This is a genomic window from Mesorhizobium sp. B2-6-1, assembly GCF_006440475.1.
Classification (GTDB): domain Bacteria; phylum Pseudomonadota; class Alphaproteobacteria; order Rhizobiales; family Rhizobiaceae; genus Mesorhizobium.
In genome coordinates, this window is the sequence record NZ_VFUH01000011.1 from 152,746 (window position 1) to 176,808 (window position 24,063).

Below are 24,063 nucleotides of genomic sequence, written 5' to 3' on the forward strand. Positions count from 1 at the left end.
TGTGATGTAGCGCATGCCCGTTGGGCGAGAATGCCCGGGTTTGCACCTGTCTGAAGGAGTGCTCGATAAAATGGCGAATGAAAACTGGCCCGTTTACGGTGAGATCACCGGCCCTGTGGTGATGATCGGCTTCGGCTCGATCGGACGGGGCACGCTGCCGCTGATCGAGCGCCATTTCAAGTTCGACAAATCGCGCATGACGGTCATCGACCCGCTCGGCACCGACCGCGCGCTGCTCGACGAGCGCGGCATCACCTTCATGCAGGATGCGGTGACCGAGAAGAATTACAAGAAGCTCCTGACCCCGCTTCTGACCAATGGCGGCGGCCAGGGTTTTTGCGTCAACCTGTCGGTCGACACCGGCTCGGTGGATCTGATGCGACTCTGCCGCAAGCTCGGCGTGCTCTACATCGACACGGTCGTCGAGCCATGGCTCGGTTTCTATTTCGATGCCGAGGCCGACAATGCCAGCCGCACCAACTATGCGTTGCGCGAGTCGCTGCTCAAGGAAAAGCACGACAAGCCCGGCGGCGCGACCGCGGTCTCCACCTGCGGCGCCAATCCAGGCATGGTCTCGTGGTTCGTCAAGCAGGCATTGGTCAACCTGGCCACCGATCTCGGCCTCGAGTTTTCGGAACCCGCGCAGGAAGACCGCGAGGGCTGGGCGAAGCTCATGAGGAAGGCGGGCGTCAAAGGCATCCACATCGCCGAGCGCGACACCCAGCGCACCAAGAAGCCGAAGCCGATGGACGTGTTCTGGAACACCTGGTCGGTCGAGGGCTTCATCTCCGAGGGCCTGCAGCCCGCCGAACTCGGCTGGGGCACGCATGAGAAATGGATGCCCAAGAACGGCAAGAAACACAAACATGGTTCCAAGGCCGCAATCTATCTGGAGCAGCCCGGCGCCAACACGCGCGTGCGCTCGTGGTGCCCGACGCCAGGTGCCCAATACGGCTTCCTGGTGACCCACAACGAGGCGATCTCGATCGCCGACTTCTTCACCGTGCGGTCCAAAAAGGGCAAGGTTCAGTACCGCCCGACCTGCCACTACGCCTATCATCCCTGCAACGACGCGGTGCTGTCGCTGCATGAAATGTTCGGCGCTGCCGGCAAGGCGCAACCGGTACACCATGTGCTGGACGAAAACGAACTGGTCGACGGCGTAGACGAGCTCGGCGTGCTGCTCTACGGCCATGACAAGAACGCCTACTGGTACGGCTCGCAACTGTCGCTCGCCGGAGCGCGCAAGCTGGCGCCTTACCAGAACGCCACCGGCATGCAGGTCACCTCGGCGGTTCTGGCCGGCATGGTCTGGGCGCTGGAGAACCCCGAGGCCGGCATCGTCGAGGCCGACGAGATGAACTACAAGCGCTGTCTGGACGTGCAGTCGCAATATCTCGGACCGGTGAAGGGCTATTATACCGACTGGACGCCGCTCGATAATCGGCCCGGCCTGTTTCCGGAGGACCTCGACCGGAACGACCCGTGGCAATTCCGCAACATCCTGGTGCGATAGCGTCGCGCCAAGCATGCCTCACTGCCTTGCAATCGCCCGGAAATCGGGCGATTGAAGGATGCGGACGGGAGCAAGCCGCGTCCATCTGGACGCATGAACTACGCTCTTGAAACTTGGATGCATGCACCGTGCTTTCCGAAAGTCGTTTTCCGATTTCGGGCCGACGGGCGAGGAGAGGATTTTTACATGACCATTGCGCGCAAGATTCTTTCGATGAGTGTTGCGGCGGCCACGATGGTGGGGCTGGCCGCTTGTGCAACCAGCGGTCCCGACGAGCCGTCGATAGGGGCCGCGCCGAAGGGCGTCGAAGGCTCCTGGATCGACGCCAAGGGCACCGGTCTTTCGACCTTTGCCGGCGGAACCTTCACCACGGTGGCGACCGACACCGGCCAGAAGTTGTCCGACGGCACCTATACGATGACCGGCGCCACATCGGTCGAGATCCACGGAACCTCGCTGATCCGGCAGACGCCGGTGAGCTTCAATTGCCTGCTGGTGTCCACCAGCCAGCTCAACTGCACCAGCGGCTCCGGCCAGAACTTCGTGTTGACCCGGCGGGCCTGAACCACCAGGCATTCAAACCTCCAAAGGACGGCGGCCAATGGCCGCCGTCCTTTTTTGTGCCCAGCAGGGATCAACGGGATTTTGCCCCGATTTCCCCTTGCATGCTCCGGAACGCGATGGGAACATGGCTGAAAAAGCCGGCTGTTATAGACCGGTCAAGCAAGAGCGTTAAACGGCTCTGATCAGCCTATCCGGGAGACGAAGATGAAGAAGCTTGCCGCCATTGCCGCCCTTTCCGCGTCGACGCTGGGCCTGTCGGCCGGCGCATCTTTTGCCGACTACACGCTGAATATCCTGCACATCAACGACTGGCACAGCCGCATCGAAAGCAACAACAAATACGAATCCACCTGCTCGGCGGACGAGGAGACAAAGGGCGAATGCGTCGGCGGTGCCGGCCGGCTGGTCACGGCGATCGCGCAGGAGCGCAAGAAGCTGGAAGGCCAGAACGTGCTGTTGCTCAGCGCCGGCGACAATTTCCAGGGTTCGCTGTTCTACACGACTTACAAGGGCAAGGCCGAAGGCGAGTTCCTCAACGACATGAAGTTCGATGCCATGGCGCTCGGCAACCATGAATTCGACGACGGCGAAACGGCATTGGCGCCGTTCCTCGACATGATCAAGTTCCCCGTGCTCGGCGCCAATGTGAAAGCCAACGCGCAGTCCAAGCTCGGTGACCGCGTCAAGCCGTCCATCGTCGTCGAGGTCGGCGGCCAGAAGATCGGCATTATCGGCGCCGTCACCAACGATACGCCCGAACTCGCCACTCCCGGCCCCAACATCGCCATCGAGGACGACGTCAAGTCGATCACGGCCGAGGTCGAGAAGTTGAAGGGAGAGGGCGTCAACAAGATCATTGCCGTGACCCATATCGGCTACAACAGGGAGCGCGATGTCATAGCGAAGATCCCGGGCGTCGACGTGGTCGTCGGCGGCCACAGCCATACGCTTTTGTCCAACACCGATCCGAAGGCGGCAGGCCCCTATCCGACCATGGTCGACAATCCTGACGGCTACAAGGTGCCGGTCGTGCAGGCGGCGTCCTATTCGAAATATCTCGGCGAGTTCAAGGTCGTGTTCGACGACAATGGCGTCGTCAAGTCGGCGAGCGGCGACCCGATCCTCCTCGACAAGTCGATCACGCCCGATCCCGCCGTGCTCGCCCGCATAAAGGAGCTCGGCGCGCCGATCGAAGCGCTTAAGAACAAGGAAGTGGCCGAGACGACCGACGTCATCGACGGCAGCCGCGAGAGCTGCCGCGCCCGCGAATGCGCGATGGGCAATCTCGTCTCCGACGCCATCCTCGACCACGTCAAGGGACAGGGCGTCGAGATCGTCATCTCCAATGGCGGCGGCCTGCGCGCCTCGATCGACAAGGGCACCGTCACCATGGGCGAGGTGCTGACCGTGCTGCCCTTCCAGAACACGCTGGCGACCTTCCAGATCTCGGGCAAGGACCTCGTTGCCGGGCTCGAAAGCGGTCTCAGCCAGGTCGAGGACGGCGCCGGCCGCTTCCCGCAGGTGGCCGGCCTGAAATACGCCTTCGACAAATCCGCCCCGGCCAATGCCGGCCGCGTCAAGTCTGTCGAGGTGATGGAGAACGGCGCCTGGACGCCGCTCAATCCCGACAAGGACTATCTGGTCGCCACCAACAACTATGTCCGCCAGGGCGGCGACGGCTACAAGGTTTTCGCCGAAAAGGCCAAGAACGCCTATGATTACGGCCCCGGCCTCGAACAGGTGGTCGCCGACTATCTCGGCGCGCACCGGCCCTACACGCCCAAGCTCGACGGCCGCATCACCGAGATCGCCGCGACGACAGCGGCCGCGCCTGCGGCGGAGCCCGCCAAGCCAGCCGAAGCAATGCCCGACCTGCCTGCCAACTCCGGCGATATCGCCAACACGCCGCCGGCCGTGTCGACCGAGGCCGCGCCTGCGCCCGCACCGGCAACGCCTGCCGCTCCGGCAACGCCAGCACCTGCGGAACCGGCAAAGCCTGCCGAAGCCGCCCCTGCCCCGGCAACACCCGCGCCGGCTGAGCCGGCAAAGCCCGCCGAGGCCGCACCGGCCGAAACCAGCCATGTCATCGTCGCCGGCGATACCTATTGGGACCTGGCAAAGAAGGCCTATGGCGACGGCACCAGGTGGAAAGTCATTTCCGAAGCCAACAAGGGCAACGAGCCGCGCCGGCTTCCGGTCGGCGCCACCTTGACCATACCGCCGAGGTAACCGCCTTCGCCTTTGCGCGCAGGGACACCCGCCCGAAACAGGGCGGGCATCCTGTTTCGGGTAAGGTGCGGCCAGACGCTGCATTGAAAAGCAGCGCCGCATCGCTACTTTCGCGCCGTGTTCGGAGACCCGCAATGCCGCCTTCCATCCCTGTCGACGCCAAGCCCGCGAGGACCGTGGGACCGAGACCGGCCGGACATTCGCCGGCCAAGGCGGGCAAGGTCGGCGTCATGCTGGTCAACCTCGGCACGCCGGACGGCACCGATTTCAGGCCGATGTGGCGCTATCTCCGCGAATTCCTGTCCGACCCGCGCGTCATCGAACTCAACAAGGCGATCTGGTATCCGATCCTCTACGGCCTGGTGCTGACCACGCGACCGAAGAAGTCGGGCGCCAACTATGCCAGGATCTGGAATCGCGAGAACAACGAGTCGCCGCTGCGCACCTATACCCGCGCCCAGGCCGAGAAGCTGACCGTGGCATTGCGCGACCTGCCCGACATGGTCGTCGGCTGGGCGATGCGCTACGGCAATCCCTCGACCGCGAGCGTCGCCGAAAGCCTGGTCGCGCAGGGCTGCGACCGCATCCTGACCTTTCCGCTCTATCCGCAATATTCGGCCACCACCACGGCGACTGCCAATGACCAGTTGTTCCGGGCGCTGATGAAGATGCGCGCGGCGCCCGCTGTTCGCAGCGTGCCGCCCTACTATGCCGAACCGGTCTATATCGAGGCGCTCGCCCATTCGATCGAACGGCATCTGGCGAGCCTCGACTTCGAACCGGAGGTGGTCATCACCTCCTATCACGGCATCCCGAAACCCTATTCCGACAGAGGCGATCCTTACCGCGCGCATTGCCTCGAGACGACACGGCTGCTGCGCGAGAGGCTCGGCTGGAACGAGAAGAAGCTGATCACCACCTTCCAGTCGCGCTTCGGCGCACAGGAATGGCTGCAGCCCTACACCGACAAGACGGTGGAGAAACTGGCCAAGGACGGCGTGAAATCGATCGCCATCGTCAACCCCGGCTTTTCCGTCGACTGCATCGAAACGTTGGACGAGATCGGCCGCGAGGCGGCGGAAACCTTTCATCATGCCGGCGGCGGGAAATTCGCGCACATCCCCTGCCTCAACGACAGTCCCGAAGGCATGGCGGTGATCGAGGCGATGGTGCGGCGCGAACTGTCCGGCTGGATCTGAACCCGGGAACAATGGACGTTCCGGGGCGTTGAGGCGCGCCCTCCGGAGACCATCGATGCCCCGCAAGCTCGACCTCAGAAGCGGCCGGCCAGTCTGGTCCGCCTATCGGGCACCCGCTGTCCCGACAAGCGCTCTGACCCGTGACGCCAAGGCCGATGTGCTGGTGATAGGCATGGGCATCAGCGGCGCCATGATCGCAGAAGCGCTGACGGCTGACGGCCATTCGGTGGTCTGCATCGACCGGCGCGGCCCGCTGAGAGGGTCGACGTCGGCGACCACCGCCCTGGTGCAGTTCGAGATCGACCAGCCGCTGACGGCACTCGGCAGGATGATCGGCAAGGCCTCGGCGGAACAGGCCTGGCGGCGCTCGCGTCTGGCCGTTTCCAACCTTGCCGGCCGCATAGCCGAGCTCTCCATCAACTGCCGCCTGAGCCGCGCCCCCTCCCTCTATCTGGCCGGTACCGTGCTCGGCCCATCGCAGTTGCGTGACGAGACCGAGGCGCGGCGACAGGCGGGCATCGCCGCGACCTATCTCGCCCCTGCGCCGCTGGCTGCGCGATTCGGCATCGAGCGCGACGGCGCCATCCTCAGCCATGGCAACATCGTGCTCGATCCGCGCAAACTGACCGCCGGATTGCTGCTGAAGGCGCTGGAGCGCAAGGCGCGCCTCTACGCCCCGGTCGAGGCGACCGCGATCGAAGACAGCGCCAAGGAGGTCGTCGTCGCCACCAGGGGCGGCCCCATAATCAGCGCGCAGTACGTCCTGCTCGCGACCGGCTACGAGTTGACCGACATCGTGCCGGCAGCCGCCCACCGCGTCATCTCGACATGGGCCATCGCCACACGCCCGCAGCCGCGAAAGATTTGGCCGGACGCGGCCCTCATCTGGGAAGCGTCGGACCCCTATCTTTATGCAAGGGCGACAGCCGACGGCAGGGTGATCTGCGGCGGCGAAGACGAGGATTTTATCGACAAGGAACGGCGTGACGCGTTGATCGCCGGCAAGAGCCTGAGACTGGCCAGGAAGCTCGGCCGCCTGTTCCCGGATCTGGACACCAGGCCCGATTTTGCCTGGACCGGCTCCTTCGGCACCACAACCACCGGCCTGCCCTATATCGGCGCCATCCCTGGGCATCCGCGCATCCAGGCCGTGATGGGCTATGGCGGCAACGGCATCGCCTTCTCGCAAATCGCATCCGAAATCGTTTCTGCCGCCATCGCCGGATCGGAAGATACGGACGCAAGCCTGTTCGCCTTCAGCCACCGGCAGCAGCGACACAAACAATCCCTCATCACCTGATTGTAACGTTGTTGAAACACACTTAAGTGTTTGCTGAAGCCGGCTGCGGGAGAATGGCTCCCATGGCTTGCCTCTTGAGGGAGAGCCAAATGGATTTCAGTGGTTTCGATATCGCGATTATTGTTCTGGTCGCTCTTGTCGTGCTGGTGCTGTTCAAAGGCATAAAGACAATCCCGCAAGGTTACAATTATACGGTCGAACGCTTTGGCCGTTACACGAAAACGCTGTCGCCAGGCCTCAACCTCATCGTGCCGTTCATCGATCGCATCGGCGCCAAGTTGAACATGATGGAGCAGGTGCTCGACGTCCCGAGCCAGGAGATCATCACCCGCGACAACGCCATCGTCGGTGTCGACGGCATCGCCTTTTTCCAGATCCTCAACGCGGCGCAGGCGGCCTACCAGGTTTCCGGCCTGCAGAACGCCATCCTCAACCTGACCATGACCAACATCCGCACCGTGATGGGCTCGATGGATCTCGACGAGCTGCTGTCGAACCGCGACGCGATCAACGAGCGCCTGCTGCGCGTGGTCGACGAAGCGGCCCATCCCTGGGGCATCAAGATCACCCGCGTCGAGATCAAGGATATCAATCCGCCCGCCAACCTGATCGAATCGATGGGCCGGCAGATGACGGCCGAACGCAACAAACGCGCGCAGATCCTTGCCGCCGAAGGCCTCAAGCAGTCGCAGATCCTCGAGGCCGAAGGCCGCAAGGAAGCCGCCTTCCGCGATGCCGAGGCACGCGAGCGCTCCGCCGAAGCGGAAGCCCGCGCCACGCAAGTGGTGTCGGAAGCGATCTCCAAGGGAGATGTGCAGGCGCTCAACTACTTCGTCGCCCAGAAATACACCGAAGCGCTGGGCAAGATCGGTTCGGCCACCAACAGCAAGATCGTGCTGATGCCTTTCGAAGCGTCGTCGCTGATCGGCTCGCTGGGCGGCATCGGCGAGATCGCCAGGGAAGTGTTCAAGGGCGACGGGCCGGCCGGCACGCAACGGCAGGTCTCACGACCTCCGGTCGTCAGGCCGAGCGACAACTAATGCCTTTGTGAGTGGATCAAAACCATGATCGACCGCATCGTTTCCGAACTCGGCCCGTGGAACTGGATGGTTCTGGGCTTCGTGCTTTTGGCGATGGAAATCATCGCACCGGGCATCTTCATGTTGTGGACCGGCATCGCCGCGCTGATCGTCGGCGCGGTATCGCTGCTGGTCTGGGATGCGGCCAGCTGGACTTGGCAGGTCCAGGTGCTCGTCTTCCTCGCGCTGTCGCTGGTCTCGGCATTGGTCGGCAAGAAACTCATCGGCGGACGCGACGAGCCGACCGACCAGCCGCTGCTCAACCGCCGTGGGGCGCAGATGATCGGCAGGATGGCGACGCTGGCCGAGCCGATCCGCGACGGCCGCGGCCGCATCAAGCTCGGCGACACGCTGTGGCGCGTCTCTGGCCCTGACCTGCCGGCCGGCACCCAGGTGCGCGTCACCGGAGCCGCCGACACCGATCTCGAACTGACCGTCGAGCGGGTGTGAAACCGGCTCCGCGCTAGCGCAATTCCAGGAAAAGTGTGTACGGTTTTCCGTCCGGAATTGTGCAGAAACAAAGAGATAGAGCAGTTCGCCGTTTCCGTGAAACGGTGAACTGCTCTACGCAGCGCCGATGCGCAAAAGATCGTGCAGGTGGACGAGCCCGACGGGCTTGTCGCCCTCCACCACCATCAGGCTGGTGATGGCTGAATTGTTGATCGTCTGCAGCGCCGTAGCCACCAGCGTGTCCGGCGCCGCGGTCTTGGGAGATCTCGTCATCACCTCATCGACCGTCATCGCCGTCAGGTTGCTGCCTATGTGACGCCTGATGTCGCCATCGGTGACGATGCCGATCAGCGCGCCGTCGGCGGCGGTGACCGCCACGCAGCCGAAGCCCTTGCGCGACAACTCCAGGATCGCGTCCGGCATGCCGGTGCCCGAAACGACCAGCGGCAACCTCTCGCCGACATGCATGATCTCGCGGATCTGCATCAGGTTGGCGCCGAGCTGGCCGCCGGGATGGAAGGTGCGGAAATGATCGGGCGTGAAACCCCGCGCCTCGAGCAGGGCGATCGCCAGCGCGTCGCCCATCACCAGTTGCAGCAGTGCCGATGTCGTCGGCGCCAGGCCATGTGGGCAGGCTTCCGGCGCACGCGGCAGCAAAAGCACGACGTCAGCGGCGCGCGCCAGCGCCGATGTCTCACCGGACGTGATTGCAATGAGCGGGATGGAGAAGCGCCTGGAATAGGCGACGATGCCCATCATCTCCTTGCTTTCGCCCGACCATGACATGGCGATGATGGCATCGTCCCTGGCGATCATGCCGAGATCGCCGTGGTTGGCTTCAGCGGGGTGGACGAAAAAAGCCGGCGTTCCGGTCGAGGCCAGGGTCGCGGCGATCTTCGAGCCGATATGGCCGCTTTTGCCGACGCCGGTGACGATGACCCGGCCTTCGATCCTCGAGATCATGTCGACCGCTTCGGCAAAGGGCTTCGCCAGCCCATTTTCGAGCGCCTCGGCCAGCGCCGCCACTCCCGCCTGTTCGGTCGCCACCGTTCTTAGTGCCGAAGCGATAGAGGCCTGTCTGTCCAACGGCTTCTTGTCGAGGGATCGCGCATCCATGGCCGATGCGATTAGCGCTTTGTGCCGCGCCTGTCCAACGGAAATGCCTCCCCCGACCGTCTAGGAGAGCGGTTCGAATGAACGAAGCGCAAGGTCACGAATGTCGAGGCCTGGAACAATGAGCGCTTGGAAAAGCAATCGCCCTCCGCCTCAACCCTCCGTTAACCATCCCCATTTACGGTTCGGTAAGTATGGCGCGCGCTCGCGCCGCGCAAGCAGTGGTGGCGATGTCCGGGGCCCAGTCAGAAAAGACGAGAAGGCGAAAGAGCAAGGCTGCCTGCGCCTTGCTGTTGGCGACCAGCATCTTCGGTCTGCCGCGACCGACGCTGTCCTTCGCCCAGGAAACGGAGCTGCGCGGCGAGGTGTCGGAATCGGCGATCCTGTCCGACCAGCAGCGCAAGGCGAGACTGGCCGCCATAGCCGGTCAGGGTCAACAGCAGCCGGCCCCCCCCGGTCAGGACGACACGCCGTCGCGCACCTATCTGCCCGCCAGCGCCGGCGCTGCTCCTGACGATAGCGGCGCCGCCTCGCCCACTGGCAGCATCTTCGACCCGCCGGCGGCCGGTGACGACGCGACCGCCGACAATCCGCCTCCGCCCAAACCACGCCGGCCATCGGCCACCGGGCAGGCCAATGCGGACAAGACCGCCGACAGGGCGAAGACAAAGAAAAAGAACACCACCGCGACGACCGACGCGACCACCACCGCCAGCACGGCCGACGATGCCGACGCCACCGTCACCGGCACCGGCACCGACCAGGAGACCGCCAACCGCCGCGCCGTCACGATCGACAGCGTCGACCGGCAGCAGCTCGATCCGGGCGCCGAACGCACCGCTTCCATCGAAGGGCAGAAGAAGAAAATCGAGGACGATCCGTTCACCGCTCCAGGCATCAAATGGGGCTCCTTCGTCATAAGGCCGACGCTGGAGCAGGGCCTGACCGCCACCTCGAACGGCGATTCCAGCAGTGCCGGCAAAGCGGCGCTGCTGTCCGAGACGGCACTGCGCTTTTCCGCCGCCTCCGACTGGCGCGAGAACTCCGCGACCATTGATGGTTATGGCCTCTTCCGCGAGACCGTCTCGGGCTACCCGGTTCACAATGAGCAAGGCCGCATCGAAGGCCAGCTCAATGTCGACCTCGACAACGAGCAACGCGCCGTCGCCAAGCTCGGTTACGAGGCCGTGCCGGAATCGGCCTCGTCGCCCGACGCCATTGCAGGCGTCAGCAAGCAACCGCTGCGCCAGACCATCGACGGCAGCCTCGGCATCGAAAAGGACGTCGGCAAGGCGCAATACACTTTGACCGGCGCGGTCTCGCACGACTTCTATGGCGACGCCAAGCTTTCTGACGACACCTCGCTGTCGCAGAAGGATCGTAACTCCACGCTTTATACGGCGACCTTGCGCACCGGCTACGAAATCTCCCCTGCCCTTACGCCTTTCACCGAAATCGAGCTCGGGCGCAGGGCCTATGATCAACGCTTCGACAATGAAGGCTTCGAGCGTTCATCAACGCGGCTTGGTGCCCGCGCCGGCCTCGAGCTCGACATGGGCGAGAAGCTCGCCGGCGAGTTCTCGGCCGGCTGGCTGCAGGAAGCGATCGACGACGACCGCCTGGGGGCGATCGCGGGTGCCACCGTGGACGCCGACCTGAAATGGTCGCCCGAACGCGGCACCACGATCGGCCTGACCGGGCGGACCACGGTCGAGCCCACGACCACCGCAGGTGAAAGCGGCGACATCCTCTATTCCGGCCGCCTCACGGCCGAACGCCAGATCCGCGCCAACCTGACCGGCAATGCCGCGCTGGGCCTGGACTGGCGCGATTATATCGGCATAGACGGCCATGACAGGGTGCTGAGCGCCGAAGCCGGGCTGACATGGTGGCTGAACCGCTATGCCGGCCTCACCACCCGCGCCAGGACCGAGAAGCTCACCAGCAACCTGCCTGGCCGCGACTACACCGCCAACAGCATCTATCTCGGCTTGAAGGTGCAGCGGTAAGCGCGGGCCGCTAAGCTGCGTGCCGCATCCGAGACATCGGCCAGACAGCGCCTCCCTTAAAGCGCCGCCACAACGTCCTCCGAAGGCGCCATCTCGTCGAGAAGCCTGCGGATAACGCCGGCCATGCTCTGGTTCATGTCGTTGCGCCAGAGCGCGAAGGCCACATTGGCCTCGACGAACCCTTCCGGCGATCCGCAATCGAAGGTGCGGCCCTGAAAGTGGTAGCCGTAGAAGGGCTGCTGCTTCTCCAGCTTCAGCATTGCGTCCGTGAGCTGGATCTCGTTTCCGGCGCCCTTCTCCTGGCCTTCGAGGATTTTGAAAATCTCGGGCTGCAATATGTAGCGGCCATTGATGTAGAGATTGGAGGGCGCGGTGCCGGTCTTCGGCTTTTCCACCATCTCGGTGATGCGGAAGCCATGATGGGTGGCTTCGCCCCGGCCGACAATGCCGTATTTATGGGTCTCGGCGGGATCGCATTCCTGAACCGCGATAATGTTGTTGCCGGTCTCGGCATAGAGGTCGACCATGTCCCTCATGCAGCTCTTTTCCGACTGCATGATCATGTCGGGCAACAAGAGCGCGAACGGCTCGTAGCCGACCAGTTCGCGCGCGCACCAGACGGCATGGCCAAGTCCGAGCGGCACCTGCTGGCGAGTGAAGCTGGTCTGTCCCGGCCCGGGCTGCAGCCGCTGCAGCCTGGCGAGCTGGTCGTCCTTGCCGCGCTGGGCGAGCGTGTCATAGAGCTCGAACTGGATATCGAAATGATCCTCGATGACCGCCTTGTTGCGCCCGGTGACGAAGATGAAATGCTCGATGCCTGCCTCGCGCGCCTCGTCCACCACGTATTGGATGACGGGCCGGTCGACCACGGTAAGCATTTCCTTGGGGACGGCCTTGGTGGCCGGGAGAAACCGCGTGCCGAGACCTGCGACCGGGAAAACTGCCTTGCGAACTCTCTTCATGCCTTCAATTATCCGTTTGCAGGCCGGCTCCGCAATCCCGCGCCGCGACATTTTCACGCCGGAATTGAGGATTATCGGGCGAATGAAGGGAAACTTGCACCGGTAGAAGCATCGAGGCGCCTTTTCGTTCCAGGGGCGGCCTATGGTAAACCAATTCCTAACCTGGTTCGGCGATGAATGGTCTTTCCCAAGACGGAGAAGGAGGAAAAGATGTCCGTTCGCAATGCCGCAAAGCGTTTCACCAGCGTCATGACGGCCGCCAGCCTCTCGCTCGCCATGCTGATGCCTGCCGGGCCGGCCTTCGCCGATGCCGGCTTCCGGCAATGGGTCGCCGGCTTCCGCGCCACCGCGGTGCAGGGGGGCGTTTCCGGCGCCGTCTATGACCGCGCCTTCAGGGGCATCGACGAACCCGATCCGGTGGTGCTGGAAAAAGCCCGAACCCAGCCGGAATTCACCGCACCCGCCTGGGATTATTTCGACAACCGCGTCCACGACCAGTCGGTCGCGGTCGGCCAGCAGATGGCCAGGAAATGGAAGCCGTGGCTGGACAGGATCGAGGCGAGGTTCGGCGTTGACCGCAACGTCCTGCTGGCCATCTGGTCGATGGAATCCAACTATGGCGAGATCCTCAAGCGCGACGACATCATGCGCAATGTCGTCCGCTCGCTGGCGACCCTGGCCTATGGCGATCAGAAGCGGTCGAAATATGCCCGCACGCAACTGGTCGCCGCACTGAAGATCCTCCAGACCGGCGACATCGACGAGAGCCACCTCATGGGCTCCTGGGCGGGCGCCATGGGCCAGACCCAGTTCATCCCGACCAGCTACCAGCACTATGCGGTGGACATGGACGGCAACGGCAAGCGCGACATCTGGAATTCCATTCCCGATGCCTTGGCGACATCAGCCAATCTGCTCAAGAAGAATGGCTGGCAGGCCGGCAAGACCTGGGGCTACGAGGTGGCCTTGCCGGCCGGCAAGCTGCCTGCAGGCTCCAGGACGCTGGCGCAATGGCAGGCGCTCGGCGTGGTCAGGGCGAGCGGCAAGCCGTTCAGGAACCTCAGCGACAAGGCGACGTTGAAAGTACCGGATGGCCGCGGCGGTCCCGCCTTCCTGATGATCAGGAATTTCTCGGTCATCAAGGCTTACAACAATGCCGACAAATACGCGCTTGCCGTTGGCCTTCTTGCCGACGAGATCGCCGGTTCCACCGGCCTCGTACAGGACTGGAAACGGCCTTTCACCAAGCTGACGTTCGAGGAAAGGCAGGAATTGCAGAAGCGGCTTTCCCAGCACGGCCTTTATGATGGCAAATTCGACGGCAAGATCGGCGACGGGTCGAAGTCGGCCATCATGGCCTATCAGGCAAAGGTCGGCTTGACCCAGGACGGCTATCCGAGCATGGAAGTGCTCAAATGGCTCAGGCAAAAATAGGGCCTGTCATGAACTGAGGAGGAGCGATTGGCTTGGGCTGCGCGCATCGGGACGTTCATTCCCCGCATGCTGGTGCTGTTCCTGGCCGTCGCCGTGCTCGCCGTCGCCATGGCAGGCGCCTTCCATGCGCCCGCCATGGCGCAGGAGCAGCAAAGCCGCGGCTGGTCATTGCGTGACCTTCTGTTCCCGCGCCGCAGCGAGCGGATCGAGCCGCCGCTGGACATCCAGAAACCAAGGCCCAGGCCCAAGGCAAAAAAGCCGCGCGCGCCGCGTCCGCCCGCGGAACCGGAAATCCCGATCGCCGAGAAGGCGCCGGACGCCCGGGTCGTCCTGGTGGTCGGCGATTTCATGGCGGCCGGGCTCGCCGAAGGTCTAGACACCGCCTTTGCCGAGAATACCGGCGTCAGGATCGTCGTTCGCTCCAATGGCTCGTCGGGCTTCGTGCGCGATGATTTCTACAATTGGCCAGAACAGATCAAATCATTGATAGAGACCGAAAAGCCCGCCGCCGTGGTCGTGATGCTGGGTTCCAACGACCGCCAGCCGATGAAGGTGGGGGATGTGCGCGAGCAGCCCCGTTCCGAGACCTGGACCAAGGAATACGAGCGCCGCACCGAAGCGTTCGGCAAGGCCATCGCCACGGCCAAGGTGCCTTTCCTGTGGGTCGGCATGCCGGCGTTCAGGGTTTCGAAGATGACATCCGACATGCTCGCCTTCAACGACATCTACCGTCAGGCGGCCGAAAGCCATGGCGGCGAATTTGTCGATATCTGGGATGGATTCGTCGATGAGAACGGCGCCTTCGTCACTAGTGGCCCCGACATCAACGGCCAGCCCGTGCGGCTGCGCTCCGATGACGGCATCAACATGTCGAAGGCCGGCAAGCGCAAGCTCGCCTTCTATACCGAAAAGCCGCTGATGAAGGTCCTGGGCCTGGCCGCGCCGGGAAGCGTCGCCCCGACCGCTGCTCCTGCCGGCGCGCCGGTCGAGGCGCCGGCGCCGGCCGCCGCTCCCATCGTCATTGACCGCACCGCGCCGATGCTGCTCAGCGATCCGGCGCTCGACGGCGGCACGGAACTGCTCGGCGCCGGACCGCCCGCGAAGGCCAACCCGGGCCTGCCCGGCGAAAAACTGGTGGTCGAGGGCAAGGCGCCGGTGGCTTCGCCCGGCCGCGCCGACGATTTCGCCTGGCCGCCGAAGACAAATCCGGCAGCCGCGGCCGCCAGGGCTGGCACGACGACGGCCATCACTCCTTAGCAACGCGGAGGGGCCCGAAACCGTTTTCGGAACTCGCTGCTGCGAGTCATATGATGGCGTTTTCGAGAACCGGAGCGGAGCGTACTTTGGGGTACGTGAGCACCGGAAGCGCAGAAACGCCTTCAGATGGCCGCAGGAGTAGAGTTTCCAAACGGTCTCAGCGGGGCAGGACGCTCGAACCCATCAATGCCTCGTCGATCGAACGCGCCGCCTGGCGACCCTCGCGGATGGCCCAGACCACCAGCGACTGGCCGCGGCGCACGTCACCCGCGGCATAGAGCCTGTCGACGCTGGTCCGGTAGTCGCGGTCATTGGCCTCGACATTGCGGGAGCGTCGGCTGTCGGTGACGATCTTCATATCCCCTTCGAGCTCCGACACCACGCCGGCCATGGCCGGCCCGGCAAAGCCGATGGCGATGAAGGCGAGATCGGCGCGGATGACGAACTCGGTGCCGACGATCGGTCGGCGCTTATCGTCGACCTCGCAGCATTTGACACCGGTCAGCTGGCCTTCCTCGCCGATGAATTCGAGTGTCGCCACCTGGAATTCGCGCTCGGCGCCCTCGGCCTGCGAGGAGGAGGTGCGCATCTTGGTCGCCCAGTAGGGCCAGACGGCGAGCTTGTCTTCCTTCTCCGGCGGCTGCGGACGGATGTCGAGCTGCGTGACGCGCACGGCGCCTTGGCGGAAGGCGGTGCCGACGCAGTCGGAAGCGGTATCGCCGCCGCCGACGACGACGACATGCTGGCCGCTGGCGATGATCGGGTGCGACGGCCACGCCACCGACTGGATCGGCTCGCCGCCGACACGCCGGTTCTGCTGCACGAGATAGGGCATCGCGTCATAGACGCCGCCGAGATCGTCGCCGGGGATATTGGCCGCGCGCGGGGTCTCGGATCCGCCGCAATAGAGCACCGCGTCATGCTCGGCGAGCAGTTCGGCCACGGGCTTGTCGATGCCGACATTGACGCCGCAATGGAAGGTCACGCCTTCGCCCTGCATCTGCTCGATGCGACGATCGATATAGTGCTTCTCGATCTTGAAGTCCGGAATGCCGTAGCGCATCAGCCCGCCTGGCCGGCTTTCGCGCTCGTAGACATGGACATCATGGCCGGCGCGGCCGAGCTGCTGGGCGGCGGCCATGCCGGCCGGGCCGGAGCCGATGACGGCGACGCGCTTGCCCGTCTTCCTCTCCGGCGGATAGGGCCTGATATGGCCGGTCTCGTAGGCCTTGTCGGCGATCGCCTGCTCGACCGTCTTGATGGCCACCGGAATGTCCTCGAGGTTCAGCGTGCAGGCTTCCTCGCAAGGCGCGGGGCAGATGCGGCCGGTGAATTCGGGGAAATTGTTGGTCGAATGCAGGTTGCGGATCGCATTGTCCCAGTCCCTGTTATAGACGAGGTCGTTCCAGTCCGGGATCTGGTTGTGGATCGGGCAGCCGGTCGGCCCGTGACAGAACGGGATGCCGCAGTCCATGCAGCGCGCGGCCTGTTTCTCGACCTCCTTGTCCGACATCGGCAGCGTAAACTCGCGGAAATGCCGGATGCGGTCGGAGGCCGGCTGATACTTGTGCACCTGCCGGTCGATCTCGAGAAAGCCTGTTACCTTGCCCATAGTCCAGTTCCTGCTGTCCAGATGGTGCGGTTTTCGCCGCACCCGTTAACCTCTTCAGGCAGCCGTGGCAACCTTCCGCGAGAGGTCAAATTATCAGTGACATGGAGCCGGGAAGCCTGGGCTTCCCGGCCTTTGCGAAGATCTATTCGGCCGCCACGCTCATGCGCATGCGTTCCATCTCGATCAGCGCGCGGCGGTATTCGACCGGCATGATCTTGCGGAATTTCGGCCGGAACCCCGCCCAATTGTCGAGGATCTCGCGGCCGCGCACCGAACCCGTATAGTGCACGTGGTTCGAGATCAGCTGGTAGAGCCGCTCCTCGTCATGGCTGGTCATGTCACCCGAGACGTCGACGCGGCCCTTGTGGTCGAGGTCGCCGCCATGGTGCAGCAGCTTTTCCATCAGGTCGTCTTCTTCCGGCACCGGCTCCAGCTCGACCATGGCCATGTTGCAGCGCTCGGCGAAATCGCCCGCCTCGTCCAGCACATAGGCAACGCCGCCCGACATGCCGGCGGCGAAGTTGCGGCCGGTCTTGCCGATGACGACGACGATGCCGCCGGTCATGTATTCGCAGCCATGGTCGCCGACGCCCTCGACGACGGTGACGACGCCCGAGTTGCGCACCGCGAAGCGCTCGCCGGCGACACCGGCAAAATAGGCCTCGCCTTCGGTAGCGCCATAGAGCACCGTGTTCCCGACGATGATGGACTCGGCCGCGACGATCTTGGCTTCATCCGGCGGCCGGATGACGATGCGGCCGCCCGACAGGCCCTTGCCGACATAGTCGTTGCCGGCGCCGACCAGCTCGAAGGAGATGCCGCGCGCCAGGAAGGCGCCGAAGGACTGGCCGGCGGTCCCGGTCAGCTTCACCTGGATCGTATCCTCGCGCAGGCCCTTGTGCTTGAAGCGCTTGGCCACCTCGCCCGACAGCATGGCGCCCGCCGAACGATCGACATTGCGGATGTCGACCTCGATCTTGACCGGCTGCTTGGCCTCCAGCGCCGGCTTGGCCAGCTCGATCAGCTTGCGGTCGAGCACGTCGTCGATCGGGTGCTTCTGCCGCTCGGTCCAGTGCACCGCCTCATGTGGCGCATCGGGCTTGTAGAACATCTTCGAGAAGTCGAGCCCGCGCGCCTTCCAATGCTGGATCACGTCGCGCTTTTCCAGGAGATCGGCGTCGCCGATGATCTGGTCGATATGGGTGAAGCCCATTTCGGCAAGCAGTCCGCGCACCTCTTCAGCGACATAGAAGAAGAAGTTGATGACGTGCTCGGGCGTGCCCTTGAAGCGCTTGCGCAGCACCGGATCCTGCGTCGCCACGCCAACCGGGCAGGTGTTGAGATGGCATTTGCGCATCATGATGCAGCCGGCCGCAATCAGCGGCGCGGTCGAGAAGCCGAACTCGTCGGCGCCGAGCAGCGCGCCGATGATGACGTCGCGGCCCGTGCGCAATCCGCCATCGACCTGCAGCGCCACGCGCGACCTGAGACCGTTGAGCACCAGCGTCTGGTGCGTCTCGGCAAGGCCCATCTCCCACGGGCTGCCGGCATGCTTGAGCGACGTCAGCGGCGAGGCACCCGTGCCGCCATCGTAGCCCGAGATGGTGATGTGGTCGGCGCGCGCCTTGGCGACGCCCGCCGCGACCGTGCCGACCCCGACCTCCGACACCAGCTTGACCGAAATGTCGGCCGCCGGGTTGACGTTCTTCAGATCGTAGATCAGCTGCGCCAGATCCTCGATCGAATAGATGTCGTGATGCGGCGGCGGCGAGATCAGGCCGACGCCGGGCGTCGAGTGCCGGACCTTGGCGATGGTGGCGTCGACCTTGTGGCCGGGCAACTGGCCGCCCTCGCCGGGCTTGGCGCCTTGCGCCACCTTGATCTGCATGACGTCGGAGTTGACGAGATATTCGGCCGTCACGCCGAACCGCCCGGAAGCGATCTGCTTGATCGCCGAACGTTCGGGGTTCTTGCCGCCGCCGGGCAGCGGCAGATAGCGGTCTGCCTCTTCGCCGCCCTCGCCAGTGTTCGACTTGCCGCCGATGGCGTTCATGGCGCGCGCCAGCGTCGTATGCGCTTCCCTGGAGATCGAGCCGAACGACATCGCGCCGGTCGAGAAACGCTTGACGATCTCGGCCGCCGGCATGACGTCGTCGAGACGGACCTTCTTGCGGCCGGTATCTTCCGCCAGCTTGATCTTAAACAGGCCACGAATGGTCTGCGCGCGCGCCGTCTCGCTGTCGATCTGCGCGGAATACTCCTTGAAGGTCTCCCAAGACCCCTGACGCACGGCATGCTGCAAGGTGGCGACCGCGTCGGGCGACCACATATGCGCCTCGCCGCGCATGCGGAACAGGTATTCGCCGCCGACATCCAGGCTGTTGCGCAGCACCGGATCGTTGCCGAAACCATCCGTATGACGCCTGAAGGTCTCCTCGGCGATCTCGTCCAGCCCGACGCCTTCGATCAGCGTGGCGGTGCCGGTGAAATACTTCTCCACGAAATCGGTCTTCAGCCCGATCGCGTCGAAGATCTGCGCGCCACAATAGGACTGATAGGTCGAGATGCCCATCTTCGACATCACCTTGAGGATGCCCTTGCCGATGGACTTGATGTAGCGCGACACGACTTCGTAGGCGTCGACCTCTTCAGGCAGTTCGCCGCGCTTGTGCATGTCGAGCAGCGTGTCGAAGGCGAGATAGGGATTGATCGCTTCGGCGCCGTAACCGGCGAGGCAGCAGAAATGATGCACTTCGCGCGGCTCGCCGGATTCCACGACGAGCCCGACCGAAGTACGCAGCCCCTTGCGGATCAGATGATGATGCACCGCGGCCGTGGCCAGAAGCGCGGGAATGGCGATGCGGTCCGGCCCGAGCTGGCGGTCGGACAGGATGATGATGTTGTAGCCGCCGGCGACCGCCGCTTCCGCCCGCTCGCACAGCCGATCGATGGCGCCCTGCATGCCGGCCGCGCCCTCGATCGAGGCATAGGTGATGTCGATCGTCTTGGTGTCGAACCGATCCTCGGTGTGGCCGATGGAGCGGATCTTTTCGAGATCGCCATTGGTCAGGATCGGCTGGCGCACTTCCAGCCGCTTGCGGCGCGAACTGCCGACCAGGTCGAAAATGTTGGGCCGCGGGCCGATGAAGGACACCAGGCTCATCACCAGTTCCTCGCGGATCGGATCGATCGGCGGATTGGTGACCTGGGCGAAGTTCTGCTTGAAATAGGTGTAGAGCAGCTTCGATCTGTCCGACATTGCCGAGATCGGCGTGTCGGTGCCCATCGAACCGACGGCTTCCTGGCCTGTGGTGGCCATCGGCGACATCAAGAGCTTGGTGTCTTCCTGGGTGTAGCCGAACGCCTGCTGGCGGTCGAGCAGGCTGACATCCTTGCGCAGCGCGCGCGGCTCGACCGGCTTCAGGTCCTCCAGGATGAGCTGCGTATTGGCGAGCCAGGTCTTGTAGGGATGCCTGGTGGCGATCTCCGACTTGATCTCCTCGTCGGAAACGATGCGGCCCTTGGCAAGATCGATCAAGAGCATGCGGCCGGGCTGCAGCCGCCACTTCTGGACGATCTTTTCCTCCGGCACAGGCAGCGCGCCGGCCTCCGACGCCATGATGACCCGGTCGTCGTCGGTGACGATGTAGCGCGCTGGCCGCAAGCCGTTGCGGTCGAGCGTGGCGCCGATCTGGCGCCCGTCGGTGAAGGCGACCGCGGCGGGCCCGTCCCACGGCTCCATCAGCGCCGCGTGGTATTCGTAGAAGGCCTTGCGGTCGGCGTCCATGAGCTTGTTGCCGGCCCAGGCTTCCGGGATCAGCATCATCATGGCGTGGCTGAGGCTGTATCCGCCCTGGAACAGGAACTCGAGCGCATTGTCGAAACATGCGGTGTCGGACTGGCCCTCATAGGAGATCGGCCAGAGCTTGGAGATGTTGTTGCCGAACAGCTCCGAATCCACCGACGCCTGGCGCGCCGCCATCCAGTTGTTGTTGCCGCGCACGGTGTTGATCTCGCCATTGTGCGCGACCATGCGATAGGGATGCGCCAGCTTCCACGAGGGGAAGGTGTTGGTGGAGAAGCGCTGGTGGACCAGGATCAGCGCCGTTTCGAAGCGCGGATCGGACAGGTCCTTGTAATAGGCTCCGACCTGATAGGCCAGGAACATACCCTTGTAGACGATGGTGCGCGCCGACAGCGACACGCAGTAGGCGCCGATGTCCTTGTTGTCGTTCTCGGCGTAGATGCGGCCCGATATGACCTTGCGCAGCAGATAGAGCCTGGCCTCGTACTCCTCGTCGTCGGGAATGTCGGCCGTGCGTCCGATGAAGACCTGCCGGTGGAACGGCTCGGATGCCACGATATCCGGGGCCTTGGAGAGCGACGAATTGTCGACCGGCACGTCACGGAAGCCGAGCAGCGGCAGCCCCTCGGACTGCGCCGATTCGGCAATGATGTCCTCGACATGGGCGCGCAGCGCGGCATCCTGCGGCATGAACCAATGGCCGACGCCATACTGCCCCGCCGGCGGCAGCTCGACGCCCTGCGCGGCCATCTCCTCGCGGAAGAAGCCGTCGGGAATCTGCACCAGCACGCCCGCGCCGTCGCCCATCAGCGGATCGGCGCCGACGGCGCCGCGATGCGTCAGGTTTTCGAGCATGGAAAGCCCGTCCTCGACGATCGTGTGCGACTTCGCGCCCTTCATGTTGACGATGAAGCCGACACCGCAGGCATCGTGCTCGTTGCGCGGATCGTAAAGGCCCTGGGCGGTCAAACCGGTGCGGCGGGTATTGGCCAGGGTTTTGACGGCTGCCGCTTTCGTCTGCGCGGCCTTGCCGTTCGTCGCAGCGTGCGTCAATTCCGTCATCGTCCTGTCCTCCATTCCGCGTCCTTGCGGGCGCTGGTTTGCCTCGGGAAGCGCATTGCTTCCCCTTCATCCTTACGGCACGTCTTGCGAAATCCTTGCCGAACCATGCGGCTCACCGCGCGGTTCGCATCCGGTATCGTACAGGCCAGAGCACGGCCGTCCACCTGTCGCTCGCAGCAAAAGCCGGAGAGGCTTAGAATACGCCAATCCAGCCTGTTTTGCGCGACAAAATAAGACAGCACTACTGTCCTAAATTTTTATGGCAGAAAAGCCGGGCGCATACAAGACCGATTCACAAAAAACTTAGGCGTTCCGCGACACAAAGTTTCGTGAAATACCCGCTAAACGCAAGCTTCGGTCCCTGCCGGTTTTCGGCAGCTCGCTGGCTTTACCCGTTTTCTGGCGTCTGGCCCTTGCGAGCCAGCCATGAAACCGGTCAAGGTTGCAGCGATTTTCCCAGCACAGGCAGATGCATGTTCTTCGCTTCCGACAATTGGGCAGGCGCCCACCCCAACATCGCCTCCGGCCTCTCGGCCCACGCCGGCGGCTTTTCCACTGCCTATGGCGATGGCGCGCTCGACCAGGCCGTCTGCCAGCGCTTCAGCGAAATCTTCGAACGCGAGGTTGCGGCGTTCTTCGTGGCCACCGGCACCGCCGCCAATTCGCTGGCGCTGACCGCCTACAACAAGCCCGGCGGCATTTCCTTCGCTCATCGCGAATCGCATGTCATCGAAGATGAGTGCGGCGCACCGGAATATTTCTCCGGCGGCTCGCGGCTGCATGCCGTCGATGGCGCGCTGGGCCGGATCGATCCGCACAATCTGGAAACGGCGATCGGCCGTTTCGCCGGCGAGGTGGTCCATTGGGGCCGGCCGATGGCGGTCTCGATCACCCAGTCGACGGAGGTCGGCACGGTCTACGGCCTGCATGACATCGCCGCGATCTCGGCCATCGCGCGGCAACATTCCGTGCCATTGCATATGGACGGCGCCCGCTTTGCCAATGCACTGGTCGCGCTCGACACGACGCCCGCCGAAATGACCTGGAAAAGTGGCGTCGACATACTGTCTTTCGGCGGCACCAAGAACGGCTGCTGGTGCGCCGAGGCGATCGTGCTGTTCGATCTCGAGCGTGCCCGGGAATTGGCCTTCCTGCGCAAGCGCGCCGCCCAGCTGTTTTCCAAATCGCGCTTTATCGCGGCACAGTTCGAGGCTTATTTCCGCGACGGCCTGTGGCTCGACACCGCCAGGCACGCCAATGCCATGGCTGCCCGTCTTGCCGCGGCGATCGAGGATTCCGAGACGGCGAAACTGGCTTGGCTGCCGCAAGCGAACGAGGTTTTCGCGGTGATGAAAAAGGCTGAAGCCGACAGGCTGCAGGCGGCGGGTGCTGTTTTCTACGACTGGCACAAGCCGCATGGCTTCGAAGGCCATATCGGCGAGGACGAATTGCTCTATCGCTTCGTCACCAGTTTTGCGACGACGTCAGAGGAAGTCGACCGCTTTGGCCAGTTGATCGCAGGATAATTGCTGTTCTCGGCAAATAAAAAAGAAGCGGCGCCTTTCGGCGCCGCTTCCGTCTCGGGAGGAGACTTAGGGATTACGCAGCGGTCTTGGCCTCGATCTGCTTGGCCTTGGCCGGAGCCGAAGTGATCGCGATCTTGCGCGGCTTCAGTTCCTCGGGGATGTTGCGCTTCAGGTCGACGAAGAGCAGGCCGTTCTTCAGCGTGGCGCCCACGACCTCGACGTGGTCGGCAAGCTGGAAGCGGCGCTCGAAGGCCCTGGAGGCAATGCCGCGATAGAGCAGTTCGGAACCCTCGCCCGTGCCCTCATCCTTGCGCTCGCCTTTCACGGTCAGCACATTGCGGTGGGCCTCGATCGAGATCTCCTCGTCCGAGAAGCCGGCGACAGCCATCGAGATGCGGTAGGCATCCTCACCGGTGCGCTCGATGTTGTAGGGCGGATAGGTCTGCGCGCCATCGGGCTGCGCAAGGGAATCAAGCATGGTGAAGAGACGGTCGAAGCCGACGGTCGAGCGATAGAGCGGGGAAAAATCAACGTGACGCATGGTGTGTTCTCCTGTTGAGCAACAAGGCTTGCGTTTGGCCGGTGCGAAACCCGTGAGCGGCGTTCCGGTTTGACCAGCGGCCCCGACATTGGCGGCCGCAATCAACATTTGGGGAGCGGGCAAAGCCATTTCAAGATTTTGCCTCCCGGCAAAAATCGAGGATGAACGGCAGATGAACCGGCGCTTTTGCGCGCGTTCAGACAGCCGCCGCTAGACTGCTCTCGACATCAAGGACAAGCGGCGCCGGATTTGCATGGACCGGGCGCCGCGACGAGGCCGAACCGGGTGCAACGTCCCTTCCTCCCGGATCGACAGGGGCCGGAAGCGCGCTCATAGCGGCTTCCGGCCTTCCCTGTTGCCGATCCGACGCTCCCGGAATTCCTTTGCTTTTGGCCCATGGACGGC

16 protein-coding genes are annotated in these 24,063 nt (G+C 63.9%); 11 read left to right on the forward strand and 5 right to left on the reverse strand.

Annotated elements, in window-relative coordinates; translation table 11 throughout:
- Positions 1–70: 70 nt before the first annotated feature.
- The 7 genes from FJ443_RS22060 to FJ443_RS22090 all read left to right on the forward strand — a co-directional run bounded on the left by FJ443_RS22060 (position 71) and on the right by FJ443_RS22090 (position 8,337).
- Positions 71–1,516: a homospermidine synthase gene (locus FJ443_RS22060; RefSeq protein WP_140665904.1), complete on the forward strand. Its 1,446-nt coding sequence runs from the start codon at positions 71–73 to the stop codon at positions 1,514–1,516.
- A 186-nt stretch (positions 1,517–1,702) separates the two neighbouring features.
- On the forward strand, positions 1,703–2,080 hold the full coding sequence (locus tag FJ443_RS22065; protein ID WP_140496275.1) for a hypothetical protein: 378 nt from the start codon (positions 1,703–1,705) through the stop codon (positions 2,078–2,080).
- Between the two features lie 204 nt (positions 2,081–2,284).
- Positions 2,285–4,309 carry a bifunctional metallophosphatase/5'-nucleotidase gene (locus FJ443_RS22070; RefSeq protein WP_140665907.1) on the forward strand — a complete coding sequence of 675 codons (2,025 nt, stop codon included), beginning with the start codon at positions 2,285–2,287 and terminating at the stop codon, positions 4,307–4,309.
- Positions 4,310–4,443: 134 nt separating this feature from the next.
- A complete protein-coding gene (gene hemH, locus FJ443_RS22075; protein ID WP_140665910.1) occupies positions 4,444–5,508 on the forward strand; it encodes a ferrochelatase in 1,065 nt (354 codons plus the stop codon).
- Positions 5,509–5,563: 55 nt separating this feature from the next.
- Positions 5,564–6,808, forward strand: coding sequence for an FAD-binding oxidoreductase (locus FJ443_RS22080; RefSeq protein ID WP_140665913.1), 1,245 nt, complete (start codon positions 5,564–5,566; stop codon positions 6,806–6,808).
- 89 nt (positions 6,809–6,897) lie between these two features.
- Positions 6,898–7,848 (forward strand): SPFH domain-containing protein, encoded by a 951-nt coding sequence (locus FJ443_RS22085; protein WP_140624323.1) that lies wholly within the window; start codon positions 6,898–6,900, stop codon positions 7,846–7,848.
- Positions 7,849–7,872: 24 nt separating this feature from the next.
- Positions 7,873–8,337, forward strand: a complete 465-nt coding sequence (locus FJ443_RS22090; RefSeq protein ID WP_140496280.1) for an NfeD family protein — start codon at positions 7,873–7,875, stop codon at positions 8,335–8,337.
- A gap of 114 nt (positions 8,338–8,451) precedes the next feature.
- Here the strand turns inward: FJ443_RS22090 and FJ443_RS22095 are convergent, their stop codons facing one another.
- Positions 8,452–9,453: a KpsF/GutQ family sugar-phosphate isomerase gene (locus FJ443_RS22095; RefSeq protein WP_140624325.1), complete on the reverse strand. Its 1,002-nt coding sequence runs from the start codon at positions 9,451–9,453 to the stop codon at positions 8,452–8,454.
- 227 nt (positions 9,454–9,680) lie between these two features.
- Between FJ443_RS22095 and FJ443_RS22100 the strand changes: the two genes are divergently transcribed.
- Positions 9,681–11,459: an outer membrane beta-barrel protein gene (locus FJ443_RS22100; RefSeq protein WP_181175127.1), complete on the forward strand. Its 1,779-nt coding sequence runs from the start codon at positions 9,681–9,683 to the stop codon at positions 11,457–11,459.
- A 56-nt stretch (positions 11,460–11,515) separates the two neighbouring features.
- Here FJ443_RS22100 and galU read toward each other — a convergent pair whose 3' ends face one another.
- A complete protein-coding gene (galU, locus tag FJ443_RS22105; protein ID WP_181175128.1) occupies positions 11,516–12,430 on the reverse strand; it encodes a UTP--glucose-1-phosphate uridylyltransferase GalU in 915 nt (304 codons plus the stop codon).
- Positions 12,431–12,631: 201 nt separating this feature from the next.
- Between galU and FJ443_RS22110 the strand changes: the two genes are divergently transcribed.
- Together FJ443_RS22110 and FJ443_RS22115 are read left to right on the forward strand one after the other, a co-directional pair.
- Positions 12,632–13,855: a lytic murein transglycosylase gene (locus tag FJ443_RS22110; protein WP_140496283.1), complete on the forward strand. Its 1,224-nt coding sequence runs from the start codon at positions 12,632–12,634 to the stop codon at positions 13,853–13,855.
- A gap of 27 nt (positions 13,856–13,882) precedes the next feature.
- Positions 13,883–15,112, forward strand: a complete 1,230-nt coding sequence (locus FJ443_RS22115) for a DUF459 domain-containing protein (protein ID WP_140560304.1) — start codon at positions 13,883–13,885, stop codon at positions 15,110–15,112.
- Positions 15,113–15,269: 157 nt separating this feature from the next.
- Here the strand turns inward: FJ443_RS22115 and FJ443_RS22120 are convergent, their stop codons facing one another.
- Positions 15,270–16,724 (reverse strand): glutamate synthase subunit beta, encoded by a 1,455-nt coding sequence (locus FJ443_RS22120; RefSeq protein WP_140496285.1) that lies wholly within the window; start codon positions 16,722–16,724, stop codon positions 15,270–15,272.
- Between the two features lie 142 nt (positions 16,725–16,866).
- Complete coding sequence (gltB, locus tag FJ443_RS22125) at positions 16,867–21,591, reverse strand: glutamate synthase large subunit (protein WP_140665919.1); 4,725 nt, start codon at positions 21,589–21,591, stop codon at positions 16,867–16,869.
- 473 nt (positions 21,592–22,064) lie between these two features.
- Between gltB and FJ443_RS22130 the strand changes: the two genes are divergently transcribed.
- Positions 22,065–23,117, forward strand: a complete 1,053-nt coding sequence (locus FJ443_RS22130) for a low specificity L-threonine aldolase (RefSeq protein ID WP_140665923.1) — start codon at positions 22,065–22,067, stop codon at positions 23,115–23,117.
- A 73-nt stretch (positions 23,118–23,190) separates the two neighbouring features.
- On the opposite strand, the gene FJ443_RS22135 is transcribed toward FJ443_RS22130, so the two are convergent.
- Positions 23,191–23,658 (reverse strand): Hsp20 family protein, encoded by a 468-nt coding sequence (locus FJ443_RS22135; RefSeq protein ID WP_140496288.1) that lies wholly within the window; start codon positions 23,656–23,658, stop codon positions 23,191–23,193.
- Between the last annotated feature and the right edge of the window lie 405 nt (positions 23,659–24,063).